This is a genomic window from Bradyrhizobium sp. AZCC 1721 (genome assembly GCF_036924715.1).
Lineage (GTDB): Bacteria > Pseudomonadota > Alphaproteobacteria > Rhizobiales > Xanthobacteraceae > Bradyrhizobium.
Genome location: NZ_JAZHSB010000001.1, coordinates 1,694,305 through 1,720,850, shown reverse-complemented (window position 1 = coordinate 1,720,850; position 26,546 = coordinate 1,694,305). Strand labels below are relative to the sequence as shown.

26 protein-coding genes and 1 pseudogene are annotated in these 26,546 nt (G+C 63.1%); 12 read left to right on the top strand and 15 right to left on the bottom strand.

The window, feature by feature from the left end; all coding sequences use genetic code 11:
- Positions 1-7 precede the first annotated feature (7 nt).
- Genes V1273_RS08400 through V1273_RS08385 form a run of 4 tightly spaced genes read left to right on the top strand, consistent with a single transcriptional unit; the run spans position 8 to position 3,429 of the window.
- Positions 8-808 (top strand): ABC transporter permease, encoded by an 801-nt coding sequence (locus tag V1273_RS08400; RefSeq protein WP_028349513.1) that lies wholly within the window; start codon positions 8-10, stop codon positions 806-808.
- A gap of 12 nt (positions 809-820) precedes the next feature.
- Positions 821-1,486 carry a polysaccharide deacetylase family protein gene (locus V1273_RS08395; protein ID WP_334409233.1) on the top strand — a complete coding sequence of 222 codons (666 nt, stop codon included), beginning with the start codon at positions 821-823 and terminating at the stop codon, positions 1,484-1,486.
- The gene (locus tag V1273_RS08390) at positions 1,483-2,352 is read left to right on the top strand and encodes a fumarylacetoacetate hydrolase family protein (protein ID WP_334409232.1); all 870 of its coding nucleotides are present in this window, start codon (positions 1,483-1,485) and stop codon (positions 2,350-2,352) included. Before V1273_RS08395 ends, V1273_RS08390 begins: the two co-directional genes overlap by 4 nt.
- A 36-nt stretch (positions 2,353-2,388) precedes the next feature.
- A complete protein-coding gene (locus V1273_RS08385; protein WP_334409231.1) occupies positions 2,389-3,429 on the top strand; it encodes a 5-methyltetrahydropteroyltriglutamate--homocysteine methyltransferase in 1,041 nt (346 codons plus the stop codon).
- Here the strand turns inward: V1273_RS08385 and V1273_RS08380 are convergent.
- The 8 genes and pseudogenes from V1273_RS08380 to V1273_RS08345 form a co-directional block, all read right to left on the bottom strand.
- Positions 3,426-4,034: a nuclear transport factor 2 family protein gene (locus tag V1273_RS08380; protein WP_334409230.1), complete on the bottom strand. Its 609-nt coding sequence runs from the start codon at positions 4,032-4,034 to the stop codon at positions 3,426-3,428. The genes V1273_RS08385 and V1273_RS08380 overlap by 4 nt on opposite strands.
- A gap of 97 nt (positions 4,035-4,131) precedes the next feature.
- The gene (locus V1273_RS08375; protein WP_334367316.1) at positions 4,132-4,401 is read right to left on the bottom strand and encodes a hypothetical protein; all 270 of its coding nucleotides are present in this window, start codon (positions 4,399-4,401) and stop codon (positions 4,132-4,134) included.
- Positions 4,398-5,306 (bottom strand): DUF2778 domain-containing protein, encoded by a 909-nt coding sequence (locus V1273_RS08370; protein WP_334409229.1) that lies wholly within the window; start codon positions 5,304-5,306, stop codon positions 4,398-4,400. The genes V1273_RS08375 and V1273_RS08370 overlap by 4 nt, the downstream gene beginning before the upstream one ends.
- Before the next feature lie 280 nt (positions 5,307-5,586).
- Positions 5,587-6,012 carry a DOPA 4,5-dioxygenase family protein gene (locus V1273_RS08365; protein WP_334383502.1) on the bottom strand — a complete coding sequence of 142 codons (426 nt, stop codon included), beginning with the start codon at positions 6,010-6,012 and terminating at the stop codon, positions 5,587-5,589.
- A gap of 65 nt (positions 6,013-6,077) precedes the next feature.
- Positions 6,078-6,436, bottom strand: a pseudogene (locus V1273_RS08360) (carboxymuconolactone decarboxylase family protein).
- Between the two features lie 96 nt (positions 6,437-6,532).
- Entirely contained in the window at positions 6,533-7,066 is a 534-nt protein-coding gene (locus V1273_RS08355) for a VOC family protein (RefSeq protein WP_334369195.1), read from the bottom strand.
- 238 nt (positions 7,067-7,304) lie between these two features.
- Positions 7,305-8,525, bottom strand: a complete 1,221-nt coding sequence (locus V1273_RS08350) for a cytochrome P450 (protein ID WP_334383504.1) — start codon at positions 8,523-8,525, stop codon at positions 7,305-7,307.
- Positions 8,526-8,585: 60 nt separating this feature from the next.
- Positions 8,586-8,795 carry a ferredoxin gene (locus V1273_RS08345; protein WP_334367311.1) on the bottom strand — a complete coding sequence of 70 codons (210 nt, stop codon included), beginning with the start codon at positions 8,793-8,795 and terminating at the stop codon, positions 8,586-8,588.
- 152 nt (positions 8,796-8,947) lie between these two features.
- Between V1273_RS08345 and V1273_RS08340 the strand changes: the two genes are divergently transcribed.
- From V1273_RS08340 to V1273_RS08330, 3 genes are all read left to right on the top strand, one after another.
- Positions 8,948-9,586: a TetR/AcrR family transcriptional regulator gene (locus V1273_RS08340; RefSeq protein WP_334367310.1), complete on the top strand. Its 639-nt coding sequence runs from the start codon at positions 8,948-8,950 to the stop codon at positions 9,584-9,586.
- A complete protein-coding gene (nhaA, locus tag V1273_RS08335) occupies positions 9,583-10,785 on the top strand; it encodes a Na+/H+ antiporter NhaA (protein ID WP_334409227.1) in 1,203 nt (400 codons plus the stop codon). Before V1273_RS08340 ends, nhaA begins: the two co-directional genes overlap by 4 nt.
- Before the next feature lie 196 nt (positions 10,786-10,981).
- Complete coding sequence (locus tag V1273_RS08330) at positions 10,982-11,920, top strand: hypothetical protein (protein ID WP_334367307.1); 939 nt, start codon at positions 10,982-10,984, stop codon at positions 11,918-11,920.
- A gap of 18 nt (positions 11,921-11,938) precedes the next feature.
- Here the strand turns inward: V1273_RS08330 and V1273_RS08325 are convergent, their stop codons facing one another.
- From V1273_RS08325 to V1273_RS08310, 4 genes are all read right to left on the bottom strand, one after another.
- Positions 11,939-14,596 (bottom strand): nitrate reductase, encoded by a 2,658-nt coding sequence (locus V1273_RS08325; protein ID WP_334409226.1) that lies wholly within the window; start codon positions 14,594-14,596, stop codon positions 11,939-11,941.
- A gap of 12 nt (positions 14,597-14,608) precedes the next feature.
- Positions 14,609-14,944, bottom strand: coding sequence for a nitrite reductase small subunit NirD (nirD, locus tag V1273_RS08320; RefSeq protein WP_028349497.1), 336 nt, complete (start codon positions 14,942-14,944; stop codon positions 14,609-14,611).
- Entirely contained in the window at positions 14,941-17,400 is a 2,460-nt protein-coding gene (nirB, locus tag V1273_RS08315; RefSeq protein WP_334367305.1) for a nitrite reductase large subunit NirB, read from the bottom strand. The genes nirD and nirB overlap by 4 nt, the downstream gene beginning before the upstream one ends.
- Positions 17,401-18,094: 694 nt before the next feature.
- Complete coding sequence (locus V1273_RS08310) at positions 18,095-18,307, bottom strand: hypothetical protein (protein ID WP_334409225.1); 213 nt, start codon at positions 18,305-18,307, stop codon at positions 18,095-18,097.
- Positions 18,308-18,362: 55 nt separating this feature from the next.
- Between V1273_RS08310 and V1273_RS08305 the strand changes: the two genes are divergently transcribed.
- Both V1273_RS08305 and V1273_RS08300 read left to right on the top strand, forming a co-directional pair.
- Positions 18,363-19,313 carry an MFS transporter gene (locus tag V1273_RS08305; protein WP_334409224.1) on the top strand — a complete coding sequence of 317 codons (951 nt, stop codon included), beginning with the start codon at positions 18,363-18,365 and terminating at the stop codon, positions 19,311-19,313.
- Positions 19,314-19,346: 33 nt separating this feature from the next.
- Positions 19,347-21,059, top strand: coding sequence for a bifunctional protein-serine/threonine kinase/phosphatase (locus V1273_RS08300; RefSeq protein ID WP_334409223.1), 1,713 nt, complete (start codon positions 19,347-19,349; stop codon positions 21,057-21,059).
- Positions 21,060-21,128: 69 nt separating this feature from the next.
- On the opposite strand, the gene V1273_RS08295 is transcribed toward V1273_RS08300, so the two are convergent.
- Both V1273_RS08295 and ald read right to left on the bottom strand, forming a co-directional pair.
- Positions 21,129-22,565 (bottom strand): NAD-dependent succinate-semialdehyde dehydrogenase, encoded by a 1,437-nt coding sequence (locus V1273_RS08295; RefSeq protein ID WP_334409222.1) that lies wholly within the window; start codon positions 22,563-22,565, stop codon positions 21,129-21,131.
- Between the two features lie 255 nt (positions 22,566-22,820).
- Positions 22,821-23,936, bottom strand: coding sequence for an alanine dehydrogenase (gene ald, locus V1273_RS08290; protein ID WP_334367301.1), 1,116 nt, complete (start codon positions 23,934-23,936; stop codon positions 22,821-22,823).
- A gap of 143 nt (positions 23,937-24,079) precedes the next feature.
- Here ald and V1273_RS08285 point away from each other — a divergent pair, with 143 nt between their 5' ends.
- Together V1273_RS08285 and V1273_RS08280 are read left to right on the top strand one after the other, a co-directional pair.
- Positions 24,080-24,553 (top strand): Lrp/AsnC family transcriptional regulator, encoded by a 474-nt coding sequence (locus V1273_RS08285; RefSeq protein WP_245309210.1) that lies wholly within the window; start codon positions 24,080-24,082, stop codon positions 24,551-24,553.
- Between the two features lie 221 nt (positions 24,554-24,774).
- Entirely contained in the window at positions 24,775-24,957 is a 183-nt protein-coding gene (locus V1273_RS08280; protein ID WP_334367299.1) for a hypothetical protein, read from the top strand.
- 45 nt (positions 24,958-25,002) lie between these two features.
- Here V1273_RS08280 and V1273_RS08275 read toward each other — a convergent pair whose 3' ends face one another.
- Positions 25,003-25,881, bottom strand: a complete 879-nt coding sequence (locus V1273_RS08275; protein WP_334409220.1) for an SDR family NAD(P)-dependent oxidoreductase — start codon at positions 25,879-25,881, stop codon at positions 25,003-25,005.
- 141 nt (positions 25,882-26,022) lie between these two features.
- Between V1273_RS08275 and V1273_RS08270 the strand changes: the two genes are divergently transcribed.
- A complete protein-coding gene (locus V1273_RS08270; RefSeq protein WP_334383513.1) occupies positions 26,023-26,463 on the top strand; it encodes a CBS domain-containing protein in 441 nt (146 codons plus the stop codon).
- Positions 26,464-26,546: the final 83 nt, after the last annotated feature.

Genomic DNA, 26,546 nt, shown 5'->3' with positions numbered 1-26,546 from the left:
GGCTGGCATGAGCGCGGCAACACTTCGCAGATTGATCGTGTTCGGGCTCATTGCGCTGTGGGAAATCCTGCCGCGTGCCGGCTTCATTCCGGAACTGTTTCTGCCGTCGCTGTCCTCGACGCTCGCGGCCGGATGGAACGAGGCTGGCGAATACGGCCACGCGCTTGCCGTCACGCTCTACGAAGTCGCAATCTCGATGGCGTTCGCCTGCGGCGGCGGCATCCTGCTCGGCGCCATCGTCGGCAGCCTGCCGCGGCCGCGCATCCTGATCATGCCGATGGTCTCGAGCCTCTATGCGGTGCCGCTGGTCATCCTCTATCCCGTCTTCACGGTCTGGCTCGGCATCGGCTCGGAATCCAAGATCGCATTCGCTTCGATCTATGGCTTTCTGCCGACGATGCTGGCGACTGCCGCAGGCATCCAGACCATCGATCCGCAGTTGCTGCTGGCCGCCCGCAGCATGGGCGCGACGCTGAGCCAGCGGCTGGTTCGCGTCATCATTCCAGCGGCGATCCCGACCGTGCTGTCGGGACTGCGCGTCGGCGGCGCGCTTGTGATCGTCGGTGTGGTGGTGTCGGAAATGCTGATCTCGTCCGCGGGCATCGGCTATCTGATCTCGCGCTACCGCACCATTCTCGATAGCCCGCATGTGTTTGCCGGCGTGTTGCTGGTGCTGGCGATGGCGATCGCCTTCAACGCCGCCATCAAATGGATCGAGCGCAAGGCCGCGATCTGGCAGACCGGCACGCGCGCCGGGCAAGACTCCGCGGGCGAAGTCGCGCCCGCTGCCCTGCAGCCTGCGACCTGACGGAGTGTGAACGTGTTCGACCTGACGCTGACATTCGACAATGGTCCCGAGCCTGGCGTCACGCCGCGCGTGCTCGACACCTTACGCGAGCGCGGCATCAAGACGACGTTCTTCGTGATCGGCGAAAAGCTCGGCGATGGCGAGCGTCGCCGGCTGGCCGCACGCGCGCATGATGAAGGCCACTGGATCGGCAATCATACCTTTACGCACACCGTGCCGCTCGGGCAGCAGCGCGATCCGAACGCGGCACAAAGCGAGATCGGCCGGACGCAAGACGCGATCGGCAACCTCGCCCATACAGAGCGCTGGTTCAGGCCGTTCGGCGGCGGCGGCAATCTCGATCGGCGGCTGTTGAAGCCCTCCGTGGTCGACTACCTCATCCGCAACGGGCATAGCTGCGTACTTTGGAATGCGATCCCGCGCGACTGGGACGATCCCGATGGCTGGGTCGACCGAGCCCTCGACCTGTGCCGCTCGCAGCCGTGGAGCCTGATGGTGCTGCACGATCTGCCTGGCGGCGCCATGGATCACCTTGAGCGCTTTCTCGACCGAGCAGAGGAAGCCGGCGCGCGCTTCCACCAGGACTTTCCGCCCGACTGCGTCCCGATCCGGTCGGGCAAGATCGTGCTGCCCATTCAGCCCTACGTTTCCAACATCGAAGAGAGTGTCACAACATGAGGATCGCGAGTTTCAAGGCAGGTCAGACGACAACCTACGGGCTGGTCACGAACGCAGGCATTATCGATGCCGGAAAGCGGCTTAAGGCTTATCCAACCCTGAAGTCGCTGCTCGCCAACGGATTGCTCGACGAACTGAAAGCGCTGCAGGGTGAGCGTCCCGATTACGCATTGGCCGAAATCGAGTTGCTGCCGACCGTGCCCGACCCGGACAAGATCTTCTGCATCGGCGTCAACTACGCCACGCACCTTGCCGAAAGCGGCCATCCCACGCCGCCGCATCCGATGATCTTCACGCGTTTCGCCAATAGCCAGGTCGGTGGCGGCCAGCCGATGATCCGGCCGCTGGAATCCGAACGTTTCGATTACGAGGGCGAGATGGCCGTCATCGTCGGCAAGGCCGGCCGCCGGATTTCGCGGGAAGAGGCGCTCGCGCATGTTGCGGGCTATGCCTGCTACAATGACGGCAGCATCCGCGACTGGCAGCGCCACACCTCGCAATTCGCGCCGGGAAAGAATTTTGTCGGCACCGGCGCATTCGGACCGTGGATGGTCACCACAGACGAAATCCCTGATATCAGCAAGCAGACCATTGCGACCCGCCTCAACGGCGTCGAAGTGCAGGCCGCGCCGATCTCGGACCTCGTGTTCGACGTCCCTGCCCTGATCGCCTACTGCTCGACCTTCACCGAACTGGTTCCGGGCGACGTCATCGTCACCGGCACCACCGGCGGCGTCGGCGCCTATCGCACGCCGCCGCTGTGGATGAAGGATGGCGACATGGTCGAGGTCGAGGTATCCGGCATCGGCGTGCTGCGCAATCCCGTGAAAGACGAGGTTGCGGCGGCTGCGACACGTGCGGCTTGAAACGAGAGGCATAACAACAAGAGCACGGAGACGATGGTGAACCTGCCGAAACATCTTCTGCCGACCACCGTCGTTGGCAGCTACCCGCAGCCGGAATGGCTGGTCGATCACGCGATGTTGTCAAAGGTGGTGCCGCGCACGCGCCTGCACGCGATGTGGCGGCTGCCTGCGGAGCACCTGGAAGAAGCGCAGGACGACGCCACCATCGTTGCGATCAGGGACATGGAGCGCGCGGGCATCGACATCGTGACCGACGGCGAAATCCGCCGCGAGAGCTATTCGAATCGCTTCGCCACCGCGCTTGAAGGCATCGATGACGAAAATCCGGCGATGATCACCTCGCGCAGCGGACACGAAACGCCGGTACCGCGTGTGGTCGGTCCGGTAAAACGCCGCGGCCCGGTCGAGCTGCACGACATGGAATTTCTGCGCCAGAATACCGATCGCGCGGCCAAGATCACCCTGCCCGGCCCGTTCACGATGAGCCAGCAGGCGAAGAACGAGTACTACAAGGACGATGAAGAGCTGGCGATGGCATTTGCCGAAGCCGTCAACGCCGAAGCGCTCGATTTGCAAAAGGCCGGCGCTGACGTGATCCAGCTCGACGAGCCCTGGGTGCGCAACAACCCGGACCTTGCCCGCCGCTACGCTGTGAAGGCGATCAACCGCGCCCTGCAAGGTATTACCGTGCCGACCGTGGTGCATCTGTGCTTCGGCTATGCCGCGGTCGTCCCCGGCTCGACCAAGCCGGCCGGCTATTCCTTCCTTGCTGAACTTGCCGACACCAGTGCCGAGCAGATTTCGATCGAGGCGGCGCAGCCGAAGCTCGATCTCGGCGTGCTCAAGGATTTATCGTCGAAGAAGATCATGCTAGGCGTGCTCGACCTCGGCAATCCCGAGATCGAATCTGCCGGTGTGGTGGCCGGCCGCATCCGCAACGGCCTCAAGCACGTCGCCTCCGATCGGCTGGTCATCGCGCCCGATTGCGGCATGAAATACATGCCGCGCCATATCGCGTTTGGGAAATTGAAGGCGATGTGCGACGCCGCAGCGACGGTGCGCAAGGAGATCAGTTAGAGCGGCCTGCCCTGCAGCCACGCCGCGCCGCGCGCATACAAGGCCTCGACCTCGGGTCCCTTCAGGCCGGGCATGTCGCGCTTGACCGTGTAGCCGATGCGGGTCTGCAAATAGGCGAGATGGCGGTAGCCCGGCGGGAATTGCTCGAGGAGAGCCTTGTCCAGCACCGGGGCCGTGCCCGGCGTGACGGGGTCCATGCGGTCCTTCTCATAGATCGGCTGGCGCAGCACGATGCCCCAGCGTCCCTCCCGCTTTTCGAGGAAGTCGTAGAATCGCCCGGTGCAGAGCACGTCGCACAGCACGCCCTCGACCTCGGCACGCTGCGAGATCGTCATTTTGGTCTGCGCAATCGCGCGGGCGCCTGCGAGGTCAACCGAGATGCCGCCGAGAAAATGCAGGATGCTGACGCCCTTGGCCCAGGCCTGCTTGCTGATTTCGATGAACTCGTCACCGGTGCCCTGCGTCCAGGTCGCCATCATGCGGCCGTCCGGATGCCAGACCGTGCGGAAACGCTCCCAATCTCCGGCATCGCGCCAGATCGCCCAGTTCTGCAACAATTCCCGGATCAGGCGATCGTCTTCAATTTCGGCGTGACTTAAGGGCATGCGGGCTTTTTTTCCTTGGGACGTTTTTTCTTGGGACGTATTTCTCAAGCATCCATGAGACACAGCCGTGGGGGCTTCCACTGACAGGCCGGCGCCTTCACAACAGCTTCGCGCGGACGAACAGCGCACGCAAGGCGTCGGTCGCCTGCACGGTCAGCATCGCGTTATCAGCGGCGCCCTGCAGTGCTTGCACGGCTTCGGCATGCAGCGCGCGGAATTCGATCCATTCGATCGAGGAGAGATTGGTGATGAAGCGATAGGCCTGGCCGACGGTGGCGATCGACACCGTTTTGCCGTTCAGGCTGATCTTGAAGAGCGCCCGCAGCGGGGTGTCGGAATCGGCGGTATCGCCCGCAACTGCGGTCATGACGGAGATGGCGAACGCCGCGACGCGGTGAGGCCTTCGCGCAGACTCGGCACGACGACGAGCCGCTTGACCTCGCCGTTCCGGTAGGCCTGCAGGAACCTGTCGTAGTCCTTGATCGAGACGCAGCCGTTGGAATCACCGTTCGGCCCGAGCAGGTAGCTGTGCACGAGCAGGCCCGTTCGCCCGTGCATTTCGTTTTCGCCGATCGGGGTCATGCGCAGCGCCGCGACGCCGTGAAACAGTTTCTCGCGCGGCTTCAAATCGTAAACGTTCGGCGGGGTCGCGCCGACCATGCGCTGGTCGACATGTGCCGGATTGTCCATCAGGTTGCCCAGCCCTGAGTGTGCCTCGAGCTTGGTGCCGCTCGGCAAATAAACGGCGCGGGCCGAAATGTCGTAGACGGCGGTCTGACTGTCATAGCCTAGCGCCCCCAGATCCTTGCGCTCGCTGAGCAGCCCATCCCCCGGCGTCAACGAGGCCAGCGAGAAGCGCATCGGCACCAGATCGGCAAGCTTCTCGAACATGGTGCGGTTGTCGGACGAGACCGGCGGCGGATCGCTTCTTGCCGACTGAAGGTTGGCCATGACCGGCCGGGACCTCGGGAGCGGGATGGCCGCTTCGACGGTCGGGGCCGGCGGCGGAGGCTGCACGTTCTCCTCGCGCGATTGCTCCTCGCGCGATTGTCCGCCCAACAGGATTTCGATGTAGGCGAACTCCGCATCGAAGTCCGCGCGCTCGGGGCGGGCGGCGACACGCCAGGGATAGTTGATGGTCAGCGAACGCCGCACCGAGGCGGTGCCGAAGCGCTCGTCGAACGAGGATGTGCTGCCGACATTCGCGGATGCGGGCTTGATCAAGCCGACCACGTCGAAATCGGTCACCCAGGCGGCCAACCCCAATGCCATGGCGAGCGCCGCCGTCCCGAATGCCGTCTCACGGAGCAATCGGGTACCGCGGCTTGACGCAAGCCCGGCTGCGCTGGTCTTGGCTCTATCCATTCGTCCCCGGATCGGCGCTTCTGAATCGAATGATTCCTAAGGGATTCACCGAATAAGTCCCACCATAATGCAAACCAAAGTAAGGCATAATCGAGACAATCGCTCACGGCTATCATGACCGGCCGAATTCACAGGTTCAAGCCTCGTATTGGTAAACGAGCCGGGGTTTTCGCCAGCAGAGCCGCGCTCAAGGCCGGAGAATTGGATTGGTATTCGGTGCCGGCGCCTCTTCCATCTCGGCGTCCTCTGGCAGCTTATCGCCATGTACGGCCAGCGCCGGCCCGATCCAGATCGGATCGGCCAGATGATCGCGGCGCGGGTTGGTCGTATTCGGATGGACCAGAACGCTCAGATTGCCATGGTTGAGCATCAGCCAAGGGACCAACTCAGAAAATACCGCGCGGGCAAAGGCGACCTGATACATGGCCTGATCGTGCGGGCCGACCTTGACGTCGTGCCACCGTCCGAGCGTGACCGAAAAGCGCTCGCCGATCCAGTTTCGAAGTTGCTCGGCCTCGGCCCGCGTGGTCGCCGGATCGTAGTAGATGTGGGCGTGATAGCTGGCGATTTCGCCTAGTGGTCGCGGACCGCTCGAACCGGGCTCACCTGTCATTGCCTTCGCTCCACGCCATCGTTGGACCCGGCCGATGATCGCTGCAACCGGGGGCGTGGTCAATGTCAGCCCGTTCGCTTCTGGCCGCCCTCGAAGACGGTCATACCAGCGGCGGGGTCGAGATCAACCTCGGTCGCTTCCGTCAGCCGCGCCATCGTCATGTAGAAGCCGATCGCAAGGATCGATTCGACGATCTCCTGCTCGCTGAGATGCCTGCGCATGGCGGCAAAGACCGGTTCAGCGACGCGCACGTTCTCGATCACTTCGCGGCCGAACGCCAGCAGCGCCTTTCGGCGGCATTGAAGGCGGCGTCCTCGGCATGCGCCATCATCCGGAAGATGTTCAATACGACCGGCATCCGATCGAAGGACGCACGCACGTCGCCGCTGGTTGTCGCCGGATCAATCAGGGGAAGTCTGGCCATTCGCCTCTCCTTGCGCTTGCCGTTCTTATTGGCGGACGCTTCCGCGCTCTGGTTACTTCACGGTGGTTACTTCACGGTTGCCGGATCGCGCATCGCTCAGCGGCCACCTACTTCGCGGATCGGATCGGAGCCGTCCCAATCGGCGGCAACCCGGCGGATGTGCTCGAAGAAACTTCCCTTGCTTCCGCTGATGTCTGAAATCTCCACCACGGTGCCGGGATGGGCTTGGGTATCGAAATACGCGAAGCGGCCTTTTTCGCCGCCGATCTGGCCCTCGTGTCCCACTTTATAGCCAAGCGACAGCGCGCGGTCGTAGAGGGCCTGATATTCGCGGGTCCAGTACGACATATGCTGCAAGCCCTCGCGACCGGAATCGAGAAACTCCTTGTACATCGAGGGCGCGTCGTTGCGCTGCTGGATCAGCTCGATCTGGACATCGCCGGAATTGGCGAGCGCTACGCTCATCTCCATGGCGGAGTCCTGGCCGCGGTGGCGGAAGTAATCGGTCTTGACTTTGTCGATATAGTACCAGGGCCCGACGCCAATCACATTGACCCAATGATCCATGGCGGCTCGGATATCGCGGACGACATATCCGTTCTGGCAGACTGCACCAAAGATACGGCTCATCACGACCTCCCGTCTGCTGCCGGCGGTGTATCTCTCCGCCTCTTGTTTCTTATTGATCCCGCCGTTCAGCGACGCGAAGATCGAGGTCAAGTGCCAGCAGCGCATTGGATCGAAGAGCCGGAGGGGTGGCGCCGCGAGTCGCACCGTTCGTATGAGAGAGCCCCCACCCGGATCGCACCGATGATGCGATCCGACCTCCCCCGCAAGCGGGAGAGGTGAAGCCACGCCCGTATTGCACTCAGCTCGCCTTCCCGAACAGCAGGGGCAACTGACGCGGGCCGCGAACGGTGCCTTCCGACCATGTGACCTTGCCGGCCGGATCGAGCCTGAAATCCGGAATCCGCTTCAGCCATTCCTCGATCGCAACCGTCATTTCCATGCGAGCGAGGTTGGAGCCGACGCAGCGGTGAATGCCGAGGCCGAACGCGGCGTGCCGGTTCTCCTTGCGGTCGATGACCACCTTGTCGGCATCGGGGAACATGGCGGGATCGCGGTTGGCGGCCGGGAACGACAGCAGCACCATGTTGCCGGGCCTGACCGGGCAGCCGCTGACCGTCGTCTCCTTCATCACCTCACGTGCCATCGTCACCGGTGAGTAGGCGCGCAGCAATTCCTCAACTGCGAGCGGCATCAGCTCCGGCTCCTTGACGAGGCGCTCGCGGTCCGCGGGCGTCTTGGCCAGATGCCACAGCGAGGACCCGATCGCGCTCCAGGTGGTGTCGATGCCGGCGATCAACAGCAGCCGCAGCGAACCCAGCACGTGTTCGTCAGCCAACGGATTTCCATCCTTGTCTTTCGCCTTCATCAGGGTCGAGATCAGATCGTCGGTCGGATTCTTCTTGCGTTGCTCGATCTGGCCGGCGAAATAGCCAGTCATCTCCTTCACCGCCTCCATCAGCGCGTTGTCGTCCTTGATGCCGAGTTCAAGGATGCCGTGAATCCATTTGATGAACAGGTCGCCGTCCTTCTCGGGAATCCCGAGCATGTGCGCGATGGCGCGCACCGGAATGTGCTTGGTGTAGCGGGCGGCGGCGTCGCATTTGCCGTCGGCAATGAACTCGTCGATCAGCTCGTTGCAGATCGCGCGGACCCGCGGCTCCAGCTTCTTCATCGCGTCCGGGGTGAAAGGCGGCAGCAGAATCTGCTTGGCCGGCTTGTGCTCGGGCGGGTCGGAGGTGATCGGCGGCGCGCGGGCCGTAATCTCCGGGCGAACGTCGCGCACGATCACGCGTCGGGACGAAAAGTGCTCGGTGTCGTAGGCGATTTCCTTCACCGCCTGGTACGTGGTCGGCATGTAGCAGCCGAGAAACCGGTCGGTATGAACGACCGGCGAAGCCGCGCGCAGCTCTTCCCAGATCGGAAACGGATCTTCCGTCCACACCGGGTCGGTATGGTCGAAATCGTTGATCCAGTCGGTGACTGGCGGATGCTCGGGCATGATGCTGGCGGAATCGGACATCGGAGCAATTCCTCTGCTTGGTTCGTTCAGATCGTAATGGATGAAAGATCCGCGACCGGATTATTCTTCGGTCACCTCGATGGCAATTTCCGGACAGTTACTCTGGGCGAGCCAGGCCTTGTCTTCCAGGCCCGCAGGCACAGAACCATCGCCTGTTTCGTGCGCGTTGCCGAATTCGTCGAGCTCGAACAGTTCGGGGGCCAGTGATTTACAGCGCGCGTGTCCCTGGCATTTGTCCTGGTCGACGCGGATCTTCAGCTTTGCAGCCATCGCAGCGTTCCCCTCTTTGTGGCGCGCATTGTCTCGCGCGGCCTTTCGTCGGCGCAGCGGCACAGATCCGCCGCAGCACCGCGAAGTTATATCGTATTACATTCGCGTTGCCGTTGTGCTGTCAAGGCAAAAGTTATAGATCATGGAACTGAATGTCACCTCGACCCGCACGTAAAGCGCTGAATGCCTACCACCATGGGGATCTTCGTGATGCCCTGGTTCAAGCCGCGTTGCATGAAGTGGAACTAGGCGGTCCCGAAGCGATCAGCATCAGCGCGCTGGCCAAGAAACTCGGCGTCTCGCAGCCGGCGCCCTACAAGCATTTCGCCGATCGCGAGACGCTGCTGACGGCCGTGACGGCCGAAGCGTTTCGCCAGTTCAGCGCCATGATGCGTGCGGCGCTTGAAAAGCCGTCGAAGCAGTCGAAGCTGTCGCGTTTCGCGCAGCTCACGCTTGATTTCGGCCTGCGCCGCAACGGCATCTATCGCCTGATGTTCGCGTCTCGAACCATGGCATGCGCGCCGAAAGGCAGCGAGCTGCATAGTGCCGCAATGGAGACCTTCGAGCTCCTGGTAGAGGCGCTGGAGGCGCCCGCTGTAGAACTGTTGCGCGAGCGGAGCGCGCTCAAGGTCTGGGCCTCACTACACGGCGTGGTCATGCTCGCCGAACAGGGATTGCTCACCGGCCAGGCTGCCCATGTCAGCCGGGAAGAACTGGTCGAGGACATTGTGGCGGAAACCAAGCTCGCGCTGTCCGTTGCCATCGAGAAGGCCGGCAAGGCTGGTTCATGACGGCCAAGACTCCGACGGCCAAGGCTCCGACGGCCGCGCCTCACATTGCCGACAATACCGACCTTTATGGCGGTATCGCGCTTGGCATCGCCGCAGCCGCAGCGCTCATCGTCGCTAACTCACCGCTCGGGCCGGAGTATCAGGCGCTGTTGCATACGACCGGCGAGGTGCGGATCGCATCGATCGGACTGAGCAAGACGCTCGAACACTGGATCAACGACGGCTTGATGGCGGTGTTCTTTCTGCTGGTCGGCCTCGAGATCAAACGCGAGGCGATCGAGGGTGCGCTGGCGAGCCCGAAGAAAGCGGCATTGCCCGTGATCGCCGCGTTCGGCGGATTTGTCACGCCGGCCGCCATTTTTGCCGCGATCAACTGGGGCGATGCCGAGGCGTTGCGCGGCTGGGCCATACCGGCAGCCACCGACATCGCCTTTGCGCTCGGCGTCTGCGCCATGCTGGGACGCAAGGTACCGGCCTCGCTAAAGACTTTTCTGTTGGCGCTTGCGATCATTGACGACCTCATGGCCATCATCGTCATCGCGTTGTTCTATGCTGCCGACCTTTCGGTTCTGGCGCTGGGGCTCGGCGCACTCGGCATCGCTGCGCTTGTGGTCCTCAACCTGCTCGATGTGCGAAGGCCCGCATTCTATTTGATCGCCGGCCTTTTCACCTGGGTCTGCGTGCTCAAATCCGGCGTGCATGCGACACTTGCCGGTGTCGCTGTCGGCTTCGCGATGCCGCTGACCCGGCATAATGGCCACAGCCTGCTCGAGGACACCGAACATGCACTCAAGCCGTGGGTCAGTTTCGCCATCGTGCCGCTCTTTGCCTTCGCCAATGCAGGCGTATCGTTTCATGGGCTGACCTTGGAAAAGCTGACAGGGCCGATACCACTTGGGATCATCGCGGGGCTGTTCATCGGCAAGCAGATCGGCGTCTTCGGCGCCTCTCTGCTCGCCGTCAGGCTGGGCCTCGCTGCGATGCCGGACGGGGCCACGACGACGAAATTCTATGCCACGGCCATCCTGACCGGCATCGGTTTCACCATGAGCCTCTTCATCGGAACGCTCGCGTTCGACGACGAAGTCGTCCTCGCGCAGGTCCGCCTCGGCGTTCTCCTGGCATCTCTGCTGTCCGGCATCATAGCGGCCGTGATGTTCTCCATCATCGGGAAGTCCAACGGAATTTCTTCGAAATGACGGAAAGATCCGGCGAACTCGTCACCGACACATGACGCCTTTGCCCTGCCCCGGGCCCCAGAATCCCTTGACCTCGGTTTTGTCCACGCGGCGCAAACGCGCCACACCTGCCGCAAGATCGAGGGCCCGCGCGGCGACCGCTGCTTGTATTCGCCGCGGCCAAATGGTCATGTGGGCCAGTCAAAGGCGGCGTCGATTGAGCACCAGTATTACCAAGTCCACTGCACCTCGGCGGCTGAGGTTCGCGCCAGCGCGATCCGTCAGAAGCCTGGCGCTCGGCGTGCTGGTGTCGTTCTGCCTTTCAGGTCTGGCCCTCGGAAAAGACAAAGACGACGATGAGGAAGATGCGGCCACAACCAAGCCGGCCCTGCCGAACTTCTACCTCGATATGAGAACCATCTACTCGACGCTGCCTGCCGGCTCGCTCTCGATCGGATTCAGCGCGCCTCCGTTGTTATCGAGGCTGGCGAACCTTTCCTCGCTCCGAACCCGGACCTCGCCGTCCAGCCAGAGCGTCTCGGTCGACCTGCCCTTGACCGTCGATGTCAACGATTGGCTCTCGGTGTATGGCGGGGTCAGCGGAGCCACCTCGCAGGCGGGTACCGATCCCTGGACGACGTTCTCGATCTACGCCTTTACCGTCGGATTTCAGGCCGACATCTATCAGCAGAACGGCGGAACGTTTCCGACCATCACCATCCAAGCCAACGCGACGCGATCGATTTCCGACGCGCCGCTGGCCACGACGGCCTACAACACCATCCTCGAGGCGGACTACGCGCTGAACGCGGATGAAACGCGCGGGCTGCTCGCTGGCGCGCAATACGCCAGAGTCTTCGTCGATACCCCGCTCGCCCGCGTCAGCCCCGATATCATGGGCTATGTCGGCGGCTATTATCAGTGGGACAACAACTGGAAGCTTACCGGCCGCTTCGGCGTGCAGCACTTCGGCGGCGCGCAGCTCCTGAACCTGACGCCGTTTGCCGCGTTCACCCAGCCGATCGTGCGGTTCGACCTCGACCGTATGGACGACGACGACAACCGACTGTTCGGCATTACCGCGCAGATCGCCTGGACGCCGAAGCCATCGTATCAGCTAACGCTGCGAACGCCGCTCTACGCGATCAAGAATTAGCGGCGGGTGCGGCCGGTTTCATGCCGGATGCGGGTCGCGCACGGCCGCGCCGCGCAAAAGCTTCCCGATCTCCGGCTTGCAGGCGCCGCAATTGGTGCCGGCCTTCAGGCGCCGGCCAACGTCGTCGACGCTGGCCGCACCTTTCTGGATTTCGGCGGATATCTGATGCTGCCCCACGCCGAAGCACGAGCAGACGATGGGTCCGACGTCTTGAGCGGCATCGAGCGGCTGTCCCGTCAGCAACGACATCCGCGCACTCGGTGACAACTCCTGTTCCGCGAACAGGCCGGAGAGCCACGACCGCGAAACCAGCCTGTGATCGGGTGCGATGAACACGCAACCCTCCAGCCGGCCGTCGCGAACAGCGGCGTAGCGGAAGCGGCCAACCTTCGGATCGCGATAGGCGATCCACTCGATGTCGTGCCCGACGCGGAGTTGCGCCCGCGCCCAATCGCGCCAGCTCGGCGGCCGCTCGTCGCCAGCGAGCTCCATCCGCCAGCACGTCCCTGAAAGGCCGCCGACCCAGTAACCCGCTTCGGGATGCTCGATCTCCCGGCGGCTGAGGATGAAAGCATGCCATTTCGGCAAGTAAGCCGCCGCCTTGACCGGCGTGTGTTTGGACTCCGGCTGTCCGGAGATCGGATCGGTCGCCGGATTGACCAGCGCGTTGACCCGGCCGTCGCCGGCATACTCACCATTCCAGTGCATCGGCACGAACACGCAGCCGCGCCGCTGCTCGGCGGTAACGACGACGCGCGCCACCATCTCGCCCCACGGGCTGGTCAGCCGCGCAAGCCCGCCATTCTCCACGCCGGCTGCGCGTGCGTCGTCGGGGTGGAATTCCGCACAGGGCTCGAAGATGTGCGCCAGCAGCCGCGGCGATTTCCCGGTCCGCGTCATGGTGTGCCATTGATCGCGGACCCGCCCGGTATTGAGCACCAGCGGATAGTCGCGGCTGGTCGCGTTCACGGCAGCACGCGGCGTCACCGGCACGAAACGGGCTTTGCGGTCGGCAGTAAAGAATTCGCGCGTTTCGAACATCCGCGGCGTGCCGGTCGGATATTCGCGCGTCACAGGCCATTGGATCGGAGTAAGCGCATCGTAAGCGCGGTCGTCGAGCGTGTTCAGGGCGGACAGATCGAAATCGCGCGTCCCGTTATTCTCGAAACTCGAAAGCCCGGCGTGCTCGCGGAAGATCGCCGCAGCGCTCGGATAGTCGAACCCCGAAAAGCCCATGCGCCGGGCGACGTCGCAGACGGTCTGCCAATCGGCTCTTGCAGCGCCGGGCGCCGGCAAGAACGGTCGCTGCCGGGAAATGCGGCGTTCGGAGTTGGTGACGGTGCCGTCCTTTTCGCCCCAGGTGAGCGCCGGCAGCAATACGTGAGCGTGACGCGTGGTGTCGGTATGCCGCATGCAATCGGACACGACGACGAGTTCGCATGCCTCGAGCGCGCGGCGCACGCGATCCGCATCGGGCAGGCTGACCAGCGGATTGGTGGACATGATCCAGACCGCCTTGATGCGCCGATCGGCAACCGCGTCGAACATGTCGATGGCCTTGAGGCCCTGCTTGTCCGCGATCACAGGCGATTGCCAGAAGCGTTGAACGATGTCGCGGTGCTGCGGGTTCTCGATCTCCATATGGGCGGCGAGCTGGTTGGCCAGCCCGCCGACTTCCCGGCCGCCCATGGCGTTGGGTTGTCCAGTCAGCGAGAACGGCCCCATACCGGGCCGCCCGATGCGGCCGGTCAACAAATGACAATTGATGATCGAGTTGACCTTGTCGACGCCGCTACTCGACTGGTTGATACCCTGCGAATAGAGCGTGACGACCCGCTCGGTTTTGGCAAACCAGTCGAAGAACAACGCCACTGCGCCCTCGCCCAGCCCACAGATGTCGGCCGTCTGTGCGACCGTCTGGCCGGCGACCTGCCGCAGCGCGGCTTCGGCGCCAGTGGTGAAGCCATCCACGAACGCGCGATCGATGGCATTGCGCGATGCAAGATGCGCGAGCAACCCGTTGAACAGCACGGAGTCACTGCCCGAGCGAAGCGGCAGGTGCAGATCGGCGCCGTCACATGTCGCGGTCCGCCGCGGGTCGATCACGACGATGCGGCACGCGGGGTTGCTGGCCTTGGCCGCCACCATGCGCTGGTAGAGGATCGGATGGCACCAGGCGGCATTGGAGCCGACGAGGACCAGGAGATCGGCGGTCTCGAGATCCTCATAGCAACCCGGAACGGTGTCGCTGCCGAACGCACGCTTGTGGCCCGCCACGCTCGAGGCCATGCACAGCCGCGAGTTGGTGTCGATGTTCGCAGTGCCGATGAAGCCCTTGGCGAGCTTGTTGATGACGTAATAGTCCTCGGTGAGAATCTGGCCGGAGACATAGAACGCGACCGAATCCGGTCCATGCTCGCGGATGATTCTGTCAAAACCCTCCGCGACATGATCGAGCGCCGTATCCCAGTTCGTCTCCTCCCCGTTGACCACAGGGGCGAGCAGCCGCCCCTCGAGGCCGATGGTCTCGGCGAGAGCCGAGCCTTTCGCGCACAGCCGCCCGAAATTGGCGGGATGAAGCGGATCGCCCCGGACGGTCACGGCGCCAGCGGGACCTCTGTCAGCGACAACGCCGCAGCCGACCCCGCAATACGGACAGGTTGTCTTCACTGCCACGGGCGATCACCCTCACTCGGCGGGCACAACCGCTGCCGTTTGGACGCTAAGCCAGACCATGCCGTTCTCCACCTTGGTCGGATGCGCGCGCGTGCATCCCTCGTCGGGCGCGACCGCCATGCCGCTTCTGAGCTCGATGACGAAATTGTGCAGCGGACAGGTGACGCGCTTGTTGTGGACGATGCCTTGCGACAACGGTCCGCCCTTGTGCGGACAGCGGTCGTCGAGCGCGAACACCTCGTCCTCGCTGGTCCGGAATACCGCAATGTCTCCCGAGGCCGTCCTCACCACGCGCGAGCCGAGAACGGGAATGTCGTTCAACGCCCCGATTTCGATCCATTTGGTCATGCGAGTTCGAGCTCCGCCAGCGGGGTGAATTCGTTACGGTCGACGCCGCGCTGGGCGCGCGCCGCCCAGGGATCGCTCTGCGAGAATTGCTGCGAATGGGCGAAGCGGCTGAACAGCGCCTTGCGGTTGGCGACATCGTCGACCACCTGCTTGCGGATCGCATCGAGGCCGACCCGATCGCACCACTTGTACATGCGCTCCAGATACCAGCCCTGTTCGCGATAAAGCTGAGTCAGCGCAGCAATGATTTCGAGCGTCTCCTCCTCCGTCGCTGCCTTGGCCAGGAATTCGGTTCCCTTGATGTGAAGACCGGCAGCGCCTGCGAAATGGATCTCGAATCCGGAATCGACGCAGACGACGCCGACGTCCTTGCAAGTCGCTTCCGCGCAGTTGCGCGGACAACCGGAGACCGCGAGTTTCACCTTGGCCGGCGTCCACGAGCCCCACATGAACTTCTCGAGCTTGATACCGAGGCCGGTCGAATCCTGCGTGCCGAAACGGCACCATTCCGATCCGACACAGGTCTTCACCGTGCGCAATCCCTTGGCATAGGCATGACCCGACACCATGCCTGCATTGTTAAGATCGGCCCAGACGGCGGGCAGGTCCTCCTTCTTCACGCCCAGAAGATCGATGCGCTGTCCGCCGGTCACCTTGACGGTCGGAATCTTGAACTTGTCCGCGACGTCGGCGATGGCGCGCAATTCATCCGGCGTCGTGACGCCGCCCCACATCCGCGGCACGACAGAGTACGTTCCGTCCTTCTGGATATTGGCGTGAACGCGCTCGTTGATGTAGCGCGACTGCTGATCGTCGCGATACTCGCCGGGCCAGGTGGCGAGCAGATAATAGTTCAGGGCAGGCCGGCAGGAGTGGCACCCGTTCGGCGTCTTCCAGTCCATGAACTTCATGACATCGGGGATGGTCTTCAATCCATTCTCGACGATGACGCGGCGCGCGTCATCGTGGCTGTGATCGGTGCACGCGCACATCGGCTTGACCTTCGGCGCCGCCGAATAGTCGCCGCCGAGCGTGAAAGCGAGAACCTGCTCGACCAGGCCGGTACAGGAGCCGCACGACGACGACGCCTTGGTGTGGGCACGCACGTCGTCGATCGTGAAGAGTTTCTTTTCGCTGATTGCCTTGACGATCGTTCCCTTGCAGACGCCGTTGCATCCGCAGATTTCCGTATCATCGCTCATGGCGGCGACCGAGTTCTTGCCGCTATGGCCACCGTCGCCGAGATTGGCGGCGCCGAACACCAGCCGCTCGCGCATCTGCGAAACGTCAGTGCCGTCGCGCAGATGCTGGAAGTACCACGGGCCGTCGATGGTATCGCCATAGAGCACGGCGCCGACGATCTTCTTGTCGCGCAGGATGATGCGCTTGTAGACGCCGCGGGAGGCGTCCTGCATGACGATCTCTTCCTTGTCCGCACCCGGCGCGAAGTCGCCGGCGGAGAACAGGTCGATCCCGGTCACCTTCAGCTTGGTCGAAACCACCGACCCGTCATAGGTGGCGAATCCCTTCATGGCGAGGTGGTTGGCGCAGACCTTGGCTTGGTCGAACAAGGGAGCCACGAGCCCGTAGGTCTGGCGCCGGTGCTGCACGCATTCGCCGACGGCGTAGATTCGGCCGTCGTAGGTCTGCATGGTGTCGGAGACCACGATGCCGCGCTCGCAATAGAGGCCCGCCTTGCGCGCCAGCTCGACATTCGGGCGGATGCCGACCGCCATCACGACCAGATCAGCAGGGATCTCTTCGCCGTCGGCGAAGCGCACACCGGTTACGCGATCCTCGCCGAGAATCGCCTCCGTTTGCGCCGGCATCTTGAACACCATGCCGCGCTCTTCCAGCGACTTGCGCAGCAATCCGCCCGCGACCTGATCGAGCTGGCGCTCCATCAGCGTGTCGAGCAGATGCACGACGGTGACGTTCATGCCGCGCTTCATCAGGCCGTTGGCCGCCTCGAGGCCGAGCAGACCGCCGCCGATCACGACGGCGTTCTTGAAGCTCGTCGAGGCCTGGACCATGTGCTCGACGTCCTGGATATCGCGAAAGCCGATGACGCCCCGGAGATCCTTGCCCGGAAGCGGCAACATGATCGGGTTCGAGCCGGTGGCGATCAGCAGGCGATCATAGGGTACGCGCGCGCCCTCTCTCGTCACGACTTCGCAGGTACGCCGATCGATCATCTCGATCATTTCGCCCTTGCGCAGCGTGATCCCGTTGTCCTCGTACCACTGCTCCGTGTTGAGCATGATGTCGTCGACGGTCTTCTCGCCGGCAAGCACGGGCGACAGCAGAATTCGGTTGTAGTTGCCGTATGGCTCGGAGCCGAACACGGTGATGTCATAGAGATGGGGCGCACGGTCCAGCAGCAATTCCACCGTGCGGATGCCGGCCATGCCGTTGCCGATCACCACCAACTTCGGCTTGTTTACTTTGTCGAGCATGCTCTGCCTTCTAATTCAGGTTCCGATGGCCCCGCTCGGCGACGCAACTCTGCATCGTCGATTGGCGAGAATTGTTGATGATTGAGGAGCGCCCATCGGCGGGCAGAGTATCGTCGACTATGACGATCGATATCTTGCATATTCAAGAGACGTGCCAACGCCGAACCCGTAATTCTTCGGGCGCAACACAGCGCTTCAGCCGATAAATCGGGAACTGGCTGCACCTTCGCGTGCATGGATGCCCAAAAAATCACCCGCAAGGGCTATCCATTGTGCACAACGCGAATACTTCACCGTGACTCGATGGCAATGTGCCCGTGGAAATAGCACGGCACCGGACTGGCGGCTTTCAGGAGAGCTTTTCCGTTAATACTTCGCACAGCATAATAAAACACCACACTGCACGTTCGGGCGGCTGGTTTTGCCAACAAACGGAGCAGCGGCCGCATTCGCGGCAGTTTGGGCGCACCCGGCAAGGTACTGCAAATACACGCTAAGTGGCGCGCTTCTTTGTCTGGCACGTGATTTGCTGACGCTGAGACCTAGAGTGCGTCTCAACGACGAGCCGACTCGCTTCCCAAATTCCGTCTCTTTGTGCCGAGATCACCGCGCGGCCCGCGCGGTATCACAGGCCGCTGTTCGAGGCTGCTCGATGAAGTTTGCTGAATTCAAGAAGGCCGGCCACTGGCCCACGCTACTCGCCGCCTTTCTCTATTTCGACATAAGCTTCATGGCTTGGGTCGCGCTCGGTCCGTTGATCGTCTACATCGTGCATGACATGAACCTGGCCGTCGACGAGAAGTTCACGCTCGTCGCCATCCCGGTTCTGGCCGGCGCTTTGCTGCGCGTGCCGATGGGCATACTCGCCGATCTGTTCGGCGCCAAACGGACCGGAATAGTCGCGCAACTCGTCGTCATCGCCGCGACGTCCTGGGTTTGCTATTTCGGGCTCCCGAGCAAGCGTGTCGGTCGAAATCTTCGGTCTCGCGCTCGGCATCGGCGGCGCTTCCTTCGCAGTGGCACTGCCGCAGGCGAGCCGCTGGTATCCGCCGCAATATCAGGGCGTGGTGATGGGGATCGCCGGCGCCGGGAACATGGGTGTCGTGCTCGACACGATGTTCGCGCCGACGATTGCCGAGCTTTGGGGCTGGCAAGCCGTGTTCGGCGTGCTGCTCGTTCCGATGGTGCTGATCCTCGCCTACTACGCCTATGCCGCCAAGGACGCGCCCGGAGAGCGCAAACCGATTTCGCTGAAGGCCTATGGTACGCTGCTGCGCGACCCCGACAGCCGCTGGTTCATGTTCTTCTACTTCATCACCTTCGGCGGCTTCGTCGGACTGGCCAATGCGTTGCCACTGTATTTCACGGTGCAATATCACGTATCAGGCGTCGCGGCGGGCCTGCTGGTTTCCTTGATCGTCGCTTTCGGTTCGGGTTTCCGCCCCGTCGGCGGCCTGATCGCCGACCGCATCGGCGGCATCCGCTCACTGTCGATGTTCTTTGGCGTCGTGGTGGCGGCGTATCTCGTCATCGCCTTCATGCCGGAGGGGCCGGCCGCGCCAGCGGCTGCGGGTTGGGCGCTCACTGAGATGCCGCGGATCGCCTGGATGTCGGTGCTGCTGTTCTCGATCGGAGTCCTCGCGCTCGGCATGGGCAATGGCGCCGTGTTTCAGCTCATTCCGCTCCGCTTCCGCCAGGAGATCGGCCTGATGACCGGCATGGTGGGTTGCGCCGGAGGCATCGGCGGCTTCTTTCTTGCCAAGGCCCTCGGCGTCGCCAAGGGCATGACCGGCGGCTTCGGCGCGGGCTTCCTGTTTTTCGGCCTGCTGGCGTTGCTTGGTTTCCTCGGACTTGCCATGGTCAAGGTGCGCTGGCGCACCACATGGGGCGCCGCATCGGGAGCGCGGGTCTGACGGCGCGCGCTGCCAAATTGACAGGTCGCGCGGGTGACAATCGGTTCGCAGCGGAATCTCGGGGTTCGTGTCGGCTTCGTCAGCGAGACCGGCAAGCGCTCCGCCAATGAGGATTATGTCGGGACCTGTCTCGGCCGATCTGGGGTAAGCAACCGCGACATCGTCGCCGCCGTCGCTGACGGTGTCGGCGGATACAAAGGCGGACGCGAGGCCGCCGAGCTTGCGGTTCGTTGCTTCATCGACGCCTATTATTCTCTCCCCGAGACGCTCGGCGTACGCCGCCGGGCGTCGCGCTCGCTGGAAGCCGCCAATAGCTGGATCTATACGCAAGGCCGCACCGATCCTCGCCTCAGCGGCATGAGTTGCGCCTTCTCGTCGATCATCCTGTCGCGGCGGCTTTGCCACATCATTCACATCGGCGATACCCGCGCCTATCGCCTGAGTGAGGGGCGGCTGGAGCAGCTGACCACCGACCACATCGCCGGACGCGGTGATCTCGCTCACCTGCTCAACCGCGCCATCGGCTTCGAGGATTTTGCCCGCTTCGACTACGCCACCGTCGGGTTGCGGCAGCACGACAGGCTTATGATCTGCAGCGACGGCGTCCACGGCGTACTCGCCGATCACCGCCTGCAGCTACTATTGAGCGAGCGCACCTCGCCGGAAGAATCCGCTCGCGCACTCGTCGACGCGGCGCTGGGTGCCGGCTCCACCGACAACATGACCGCGTTGGTGCTCGATGTCGTCGACCTGCCACCCGCCGACCGGGACGAGCTCACCCATTCGATCGCGACGCTTCCAATCCTGGATTTGCCTGAGACGGGCGACGTGATCGATGATTTCACGCTCGGCGAAATATTATCGGACGGCCGCTACAGCCGACTCTTCACGGCGATTGACAAGCGGCAGGGCCGCGAGGTCGTGCTGAAGTTTCCACATCCGCGCGTTGCCAGTGAGGGTTCCTATCGCCTCGCCTTCGTCCGCGAGGCATGGGTCGCGGCCCGCGTGCGTAGCCTGTGGATCGGAGAGATCATCGAACTGCCTGCCGAACGGCAGACTCGTCTCTATTCGGTGATGCCGCTCTACGAGGGCGAGACGCTGGAGCAGCGCCTCAATCGTTCGCCGCAGCTTTCGCTGGCCGAAGGCATCGGCATCGCGACCAAGCTGGCGCGCGCGGTTGCCACCCTGCATCGTGCCGGCATCATCCATCGCGACATTAAGCCCGACAACGTGATCCTGTTGAAGGCCGGCGGGTTGCGGCTGGTCGACCTTGGCGTCGCGCGCGTGCCGTTGCTCGAGGACTTCCCGGCCGAGGATATCCCGGGCACGCCGAGCTACATGGCGCCGGAGTTGTTCGGCGGGCGGCCCGGCGACGAATTTTCCGATCTCTATGCGCTCGGCGTCACCGTGTACCGGATGTTCACTGCGGCCTATCCCTACGGCGAAATCGAACCGTTCTCGCGGCCTCGCTTCGGCAAGCCAACCTACCTCTCGCGCTATCGCCCTGATCTGCCGGCCTGGCTGGACGCGGTAGTCGGCAAGGCGCTCAACGTCGATCGTGCGCAACGCTACGGCGACGTCATCGAATTCTCGCATGAGCTCGAAAACGGCGCGATGTGGGCGAAACCTGCCGTCACGTCACGGCGCTCGCTCTACGAGCGCGACCCGCTGGTGTTCTGGAAGAGCCTGTCGGCGGGCCTGATCGTGCTCGTCATCCTGCTGCTCGCGTGGATCGTAAAAAATTAGCCCGACGCTGGGTGAAGCGTCGGGCCATATCATGAGCGAAGCAAGCCGGGCTGGCTTCGCCAGCCTGGTTCACACCCCGGTCTGGGTGATGAACTTGGTATTGAAATAGCCCTCCATCGCCTCGGTACCACCCTCCGAGCCGTAGCCGGAATCCTTGACGCCGCCGAACGGCACTTCGGGCAGGGCCAGACCAAAACTGTTGATCGAGACCATGCCGGCTTCGATCGCCGCGCCGATCGCGGTCGCCGTCTTGGTCGAGCTGGTGAAGGCGTAGGATGCGAGACCGAACGGCAAGCGGTTGGCCTCCTCGGCCACCTCGTCGAAGGTCGAGAACCGCGAGATCAGCGCCAGCGGGCCGAACGGCTCCTCGTTCATGGCGCGCGCGTCCTTCGGCACGTCGCTGACGACCGTCGGCTCGAAGAAATAGCCCTTGTTGCCGACGCGGTGACCCCCGGTCTCGAGCCTGGCGCCCTTGCCGACCGCATCCTGCACCATGCCCTCGATGGCGGTGACGCGGCGCGGATTGGCGAGCGCCCCCATCTTCGAGTCAGGATCGAGACCATTGCCGACCTTCATCGACTTGGCGCCTTCGACGAACTTGTCGACGAACTCGCGGAACACATCGTCCTGCACCAGCATGCGGGTCGGCGAAATGCAGACCTGGCCGGCGTTGCGGTACTTCGCTGCCGCCAGAATCTTCGCCGCCGACGTGACGTCCGCATCCTTGAACACGATTGCCGGTGCGTGGCCGCCCAACTCCATGGTGGCGCGCTTCATGTGCAAGCCCGCCAATGCGGAGAGCTGCTTGCCCACGACGGTCGATCCGGTGAAGGAAATCTTGCGGATCACCGGATGCGGAATGAGATATTCCGAAATCTCCGAAGGCACGCCGAAGACCAGGTTGATGACGCCATCGGGCACGCCCGCGTCAGCGAATGCCTTGATCAGTTGCGCCGGAGATGCCGGGGTTTCCTCGGGCGCTTTGACGATAATGGAGCAGCCGGCTGCGAGAGCCGCGGAGAGCTTGCGAACCACCTGGTTGATCGGGAAATTCCAGGGCGAAAAGGCCGCGACCGGGCCAACCGGCTCCTTGACGGCGATCTGGTAAATGCCGGGACCACGGGCCGGGATCACCCTTCCATAGGCGCGCTTGGCTTCCTCGGCGAACCACTCGATGATGTCGGCCGCCGCCATCGCTTCGATTTTCGCCTCGGCCAGCGTCTTGCCCTGCTCCATCGTCAACAGCGGCGCGATCTCGTCATTGCGCTCGCGCATGATCGCGGCCGCCTTGCGCATGATCTTGCAGCGGTCGAACGGCGCCACCGTGCGCCAGACCTTAAAGCCCTTGGCGGCGGCTTCCAGCGCCTCGTCAAGATCGGCACGGCCGGCATGCGCAACGGTGCCGATCGTCTCCTCGGTCGCCGGGTTGAGCACGGCGATGGTCCTGCCCGACTGGCTCGGACGCCATTTGCCGTTGATGAAGAGTTGGGTATTCGAATATGCCACGAGACTTTCTCCCTGAGCTTATTAGTCGCCAAATGGCGCGCGCGGCGGAAATCAGGCGCCTATATGATGGAAGCCCGATCGAATTGCAAAGCCGATTCAAGGGTGTGGCCGCGCGACCGACGCATAGCGCCCCCACGACCCCGCGCCATTTCGGGACTCAGATCGCTTCGAACCTCGGCTGCTGGGTGAGTGCCGCAAAATCCGGCCATGGCGTCACGCCACCGTCACCTTGCGACCCCCAGCGGGCGGCCAGCGTCACGCCGCCAAAATCATTTCGGGTGCCGCTGCAGGCAAATTCTGGCTGTCGGCGACCGCGCGATTGGTGATCTGTCCGCGGTGCACGTTGAGTCCGGCCCGCAGATGCGGATCCTCGATCAGCGCGCGGATGCCCTTTTCAGCCAGCGCAAGGCCGAACGGCAGCGTGGCATTGTTGAGCGCATGGCTCGACGTCACCGGCACCGCGCCCGGCATGTTGGCGACGCAATAGTGCACGATCTCGTCGACGAGATAGGTCGGCGCCTGATGGGTCGTCGGCCGCGACGTCTCGAAGCAGCCGCCCTGGTCGATCGCAACGTCGACCAGTACGGCACGGTATTTCATGCGGCCGAGATGCGCGCGCGAGACGAGCTTCGGCGCACTGGCGCCCGGCACCAGCACGGCGCCGATGACGACGTCGGCCGCAATGACCTCCTCTTCGATCGCTTCCAGCGTTGCATAGCGTGTGCGCACGCGCCCCTGGAACATCTCGTCAAGAACACGAAGGCGCGGCAGCGAGCGGTCCAGGATAACGATGTCGGCGCCGAGCCCTGCGGCCATCCGCGCGGCATGCGTGCCGACCACGCCACCGCCGATCACCGCCATCCTGCTCGGCGCCACGCCGGGCACCCCGCCGATCAGCTTACCCATTCCGTCCGCCGATTTCCGCAGGGCAGCGCCCGCAGCCTCGATCGCCAACCGTCCCGCCACTTCGCTCATCGGCGCAAGCAAGGGAAGCCCTCCATGGGCGTCGGTCACCGTCTCGTAAGCGATCGCAGTGCAGCCGGATGCCAGAAGCCCCTTGGTCTGCGCCGCGTCCGGCGCAAGGTGCAAATAGGTGAAGAGGATCTGATTGTCGCGAAGCTGGCGCCATTCGCTCGGCTGCGGCTCCTTGACCTTGACCACCATATCAGCGGTCGCGAAAATTTCCGCGGCCGTATCCACGATTGCAGCGCCGGCCGAACGGTAGACGTCATCGCTTGCGCCAATGCCGATCCCGGCGCCCCGCTCGACGATCACCTCGTGTCCCCGCGTCACATACTCCCGCACCGAAGCCGGCGTCAGACCAACGCGATATTCCTCGACCTTGATTTCCGTGGGCACACCGATCCGCATGGGCTTGCTCCTGCATTCGAGGCCATCTGCCTGCAGATAAAAGTACTGCTGAGTCGGTAGCGCTTCTCGGCGAATTGCGGCTTGCTGGGAGCCATTTGCGCATATATTGTGCATGTTGACGCCATAAATTAGTGACTTATCGCGTGAATGAACTGGATCGCATTGATTATCGGATTCTGAGCGAGCTCCTCGCCGACGCCCGGGCGAGCCAGATCGAGCTCGCCGAAAAGGTCGGACTATCGCCGACAGCCTGCGCGCGCCGCATCCGCCAACTCGAGGAAGGTGGGATTATCAGGGGCTATCGCGCCGATCTCGAGCCGACTGCGCTCGGGCTCGTCACGACCGTTGTCGTCACCATCACGCTGGAAAAACAGAGCGAGGATTACCTGGCCGCATTCGAAGCGGCGATCGCCCGCTGTCCGGATGTCGTGTCCTGTCACTTGATGTCGGGCAGCGACGATTATCACTTGCAGGTCATCGCACGCGACATCGCGGACTTCGAGCGCATCCACAAGCAACATCTTTCACGGATGCCCGGAGTGGCGCGCATCCACTCGAGCTTTGCGATGCGCGAGGTGGTTCGCAGGGCCATCCCCGAGACGGCATTGCGGCGCTAGCCTCTTCGATCAGCTCGACGCCATCGGCGCGTCCAGCCTACCAACGCATAGATGCGACGGCGAAGCGTCAGTCGTTTTCGGCGTCGTCCGGCGACCGGCGTGTTGCATCCCGATGCCTGCCGACCGGACCAAACGCGACTTGACAGGACGCTAATCCACCGTATGTTACGTTATAACATAACTACCTGCAAACCAATGATGCCTTCCGACGGGGACCCTGCATGGGCGAAGTCATTCGACTTGTTCCGAAGCCGGAGCTTGAGCGGGCTCGCTTAATTCAAGAGGCCCGCGCAATATATGACAGCATATTTCCGCCGACGGATGCGGTCAGCGAGCACGCGGATGATCGCCTCAGCCAGGGGATGCAATCGGGCAGAAAGGGCCGGGCCGTACCGGTGCCCTGACCAGCAGCGACTCGATCGCGACCGGCATTCTGCTCGCAGCTTCATCTAGTGCATGCGGTTCTCGACAGGCTTGCCCTTGAGGCCGTCGTGCGAGTGCCTGAGATCGAGCGTCGGCTTGGGTTGCTCCCTCACAAAGCTCTGCACCATCTCCCCCGGGCCGCCCTTCGCAATCGTGGTGCCGCCGTCAGCAAATATCAGCGCCCCCGTTACGAAGCTCGCCTCATCCGACGCAGCGAACGCAAAGACATTGGCCATCTCCTCCGGGGTACCGCGCCGACCGAGCACAGTACCGGCAAGAGTCTGCTTCTCCATCTGCTCGTTCATCGGCCCGGTTTCCTTGTGCGTCCAAGCCGTATCGATAGGGCCAGGGCACACACAGAGGGCGCGCACGCCGTGCTTGCCCTGTTCGTAGGCCACGCCGCGCATGAAAGCGTGAAGGAAGCCCTTCGAACCACCGTAGGGCGCCGCCGTTGGCTCACCCATTTCGCCGGCCTCTGATCCCGTCGAAATCACGACACCCCGCGAGCGCTTCAGATGTGGCAGCGCAAACTTCGTCATCAGGAATGCAGAACGGACATTGTTACGCACGATGTAGTCGAACATCTCGACCGAGTGATCCTGGCATTCGGCAATTTCGGGAAACACGCCGGCATTGTTGATCAGGATGTCGAGCCTGCCGAATGCATCGATCGCCAGGGCGATGCAGGCTTGCGCATCCACCTCGTCCGCAACATCGCCAAGAAAGGGTTCGGCCACGCCGCCGCGCGCCCGGATGGCATGGACGACGTCCTCCACCGGATCGGCGGGCAGTCCGGCAACAATGACTTTCGCACCTTCTCGCGCAAATTTATGGGCGATAGCTTCGCCGATTCCCGTCGCCGCACCTGTCACGATTGATGATTTGCCGTTCAGCCGTCCCACCATCGTCATCCGCTCCGCTTTGCTCTGGTCCGAACGTTGAACACACTCGTACCCGCGATGTTCCACACCTGGATTTCCGGTCGATAGAGGGAACGTCCGCTTGCAAATTTCGTTGGCCGCCTATCGGGCAAGAGGAGGCTCCAGATGAAAGTTTGCGATGCCATGACCACGACCGTGCAGCTCTGCACTGCGCAAGACAGCATCAGGGATGCAGCCGAGGCGATGGCGACGCTCAATATCGGGCTGTTGCCGGTGGCTGAAAATGATCGGTTGGTGGGAATGATCTCCGACCGTGATATTGCCACGCGCGGAATGGCGATGGGCCGAGGTCCGGATGCGCCGGTGCGCGACGTCATGACAGCAGATGTCAAATACTGCTTCGAAGACCAGGATATCGATGAAGTCACTCGCAACATGGCCGATATCCAGGTGCGGCGGTTGCCGGTGCTCACTCGAAACAAGCGGCTGGTCGGTATCATTGCGCTCGGCGATATCGCGGTTTCCAAGCCGGGTGACGGCGCCGCTACCGCGCTGCATGGGATCTCGCGGCCGGGCGGGCAACATGCGGGCGCGGTCACCGGCTGAGGCATGATGCAAACAGAAGGAACAAGGTGCCGAGCGGGAGCGGGCACGCCACAGGCGCACCCCGAGACCCGCTCGTTCCATGC

Bases quoted from the DNA above. Each gene is read 5' to 3' on its own strand.
- V1273_RS08400 (WP_028349513.1), top strand. From the start codon at position 8: ATGAGCGCGGCAACACTTCGCAGATTGATCGTGTTCGGGCTCATTGCG.
- V1273_RS08390 (WP_334409232.1), top strand. From the start codon at position 1,483: ATGAGGATCGCGAGTTTCAAGGCAGGTCAGACGACAACCTACGGGCTG.
- V1273_RS08380 (WP_334409230.1), bottom strand. From the start codon at position 4,034: ATGCCCTTAAGTCACGCCGAAATTGAAGACGATCGCCTGATCCGGGAA.
- V1273_RS08375 (WP_334367316.1), bottom strand. From the start codon at position 4,401: ATGACCGCAGTTGCGGGCGATACCGCCGATTCCGACACCCCGCTGCGG.
- V1273_RS08370 (WP_334409229.1), bottom strand. From the start codon at position 5,306: ATGGCATTGGGGTTGGCCGCCTGGGTGACCGATTTCGACGTGGTCGGC.
- V1273_RS08365 (WP_334383502.1), bottom strand. From the start codon at position 6,012: ATGACAGGTGAGCCCGGTTCGAGCGGTCCGCGACCACTAGGCGAAATC.
- V1273_RS08355 (WP_334369195.1), bottom strand. From the start codon at position 7,066: ATGAGCCGTATCTTTGGTGCAGTCTGCCAGAACGGATATGTCGTCCGC.
- V1273_RS08350 (WP_334383504.1), bottom strand. From the start codon at position 8,525: ATGTCCGATTCCGCCAGCATCATGCCCGAGCATCCGCCAGTCACCGAC.
- V1273_RS08345 (WP_334367311.1), bottom strand. From the start codon at position 8,795: ATGGCTGCAAAGCTGAAGATCCGCGTCGACCAGGACAAATGCCAGGGA.
- V1273_RS08340 (WP_334367310.1), top strand. From the start codon at position 8,948: ATGTCACCTCGACCCGCACGTAAAGCGCTGAATGCCTACCACCATGGG.
- nhaA (WP_334409227.1), top strand. From the start codon at position 9,583: ATGACGGCCAAGACTCCGACGGCCAAGGCTCCGACGGCCGCGCCTCAC.
- nirD (WP_028349497.1), bottom strand. From the start codon at position 14,944: ATGACCAAATGGATCGAAATCGGGGCGTTGAACGACATTCCCGTTCTC.
- nirB (WP_334367305.1), bottom strand. From the start codon at position 17,400: ATGCTCGACAAAGTAAACAAGCCGAAGTTGGTGGTGATCGGCAACGGC.
- ald (WP_334367301.1), bottom strand. From the start codon at position 23,936: ATGCGGATCGGTGTGCCCACGGAAATCAAGGTCGAGGAATATCGCGTT.
- V1273_RS08280 (WP_334367299.1), top strand. From the start codon at position 24,775: ATGGGCGAAGTCATTCGACTTGTTCCGAAGCCGGAGCTTGAGCGGGCT.
- V1273_RS08275 (WP_334409220.1), bottom strand. From the start codon at position 25,881: ATGGTGGGACGGCTGAACGGCAAATCATCAATCGTGACAGGTGCGGCG.
- V1273_RS08270 (WP_334383513.1), top strand. From the start codon at position 26,023: ATGAAAGTTTGCGATGCCATGACCACGACCGTGCAGCTCTGCACTGCG.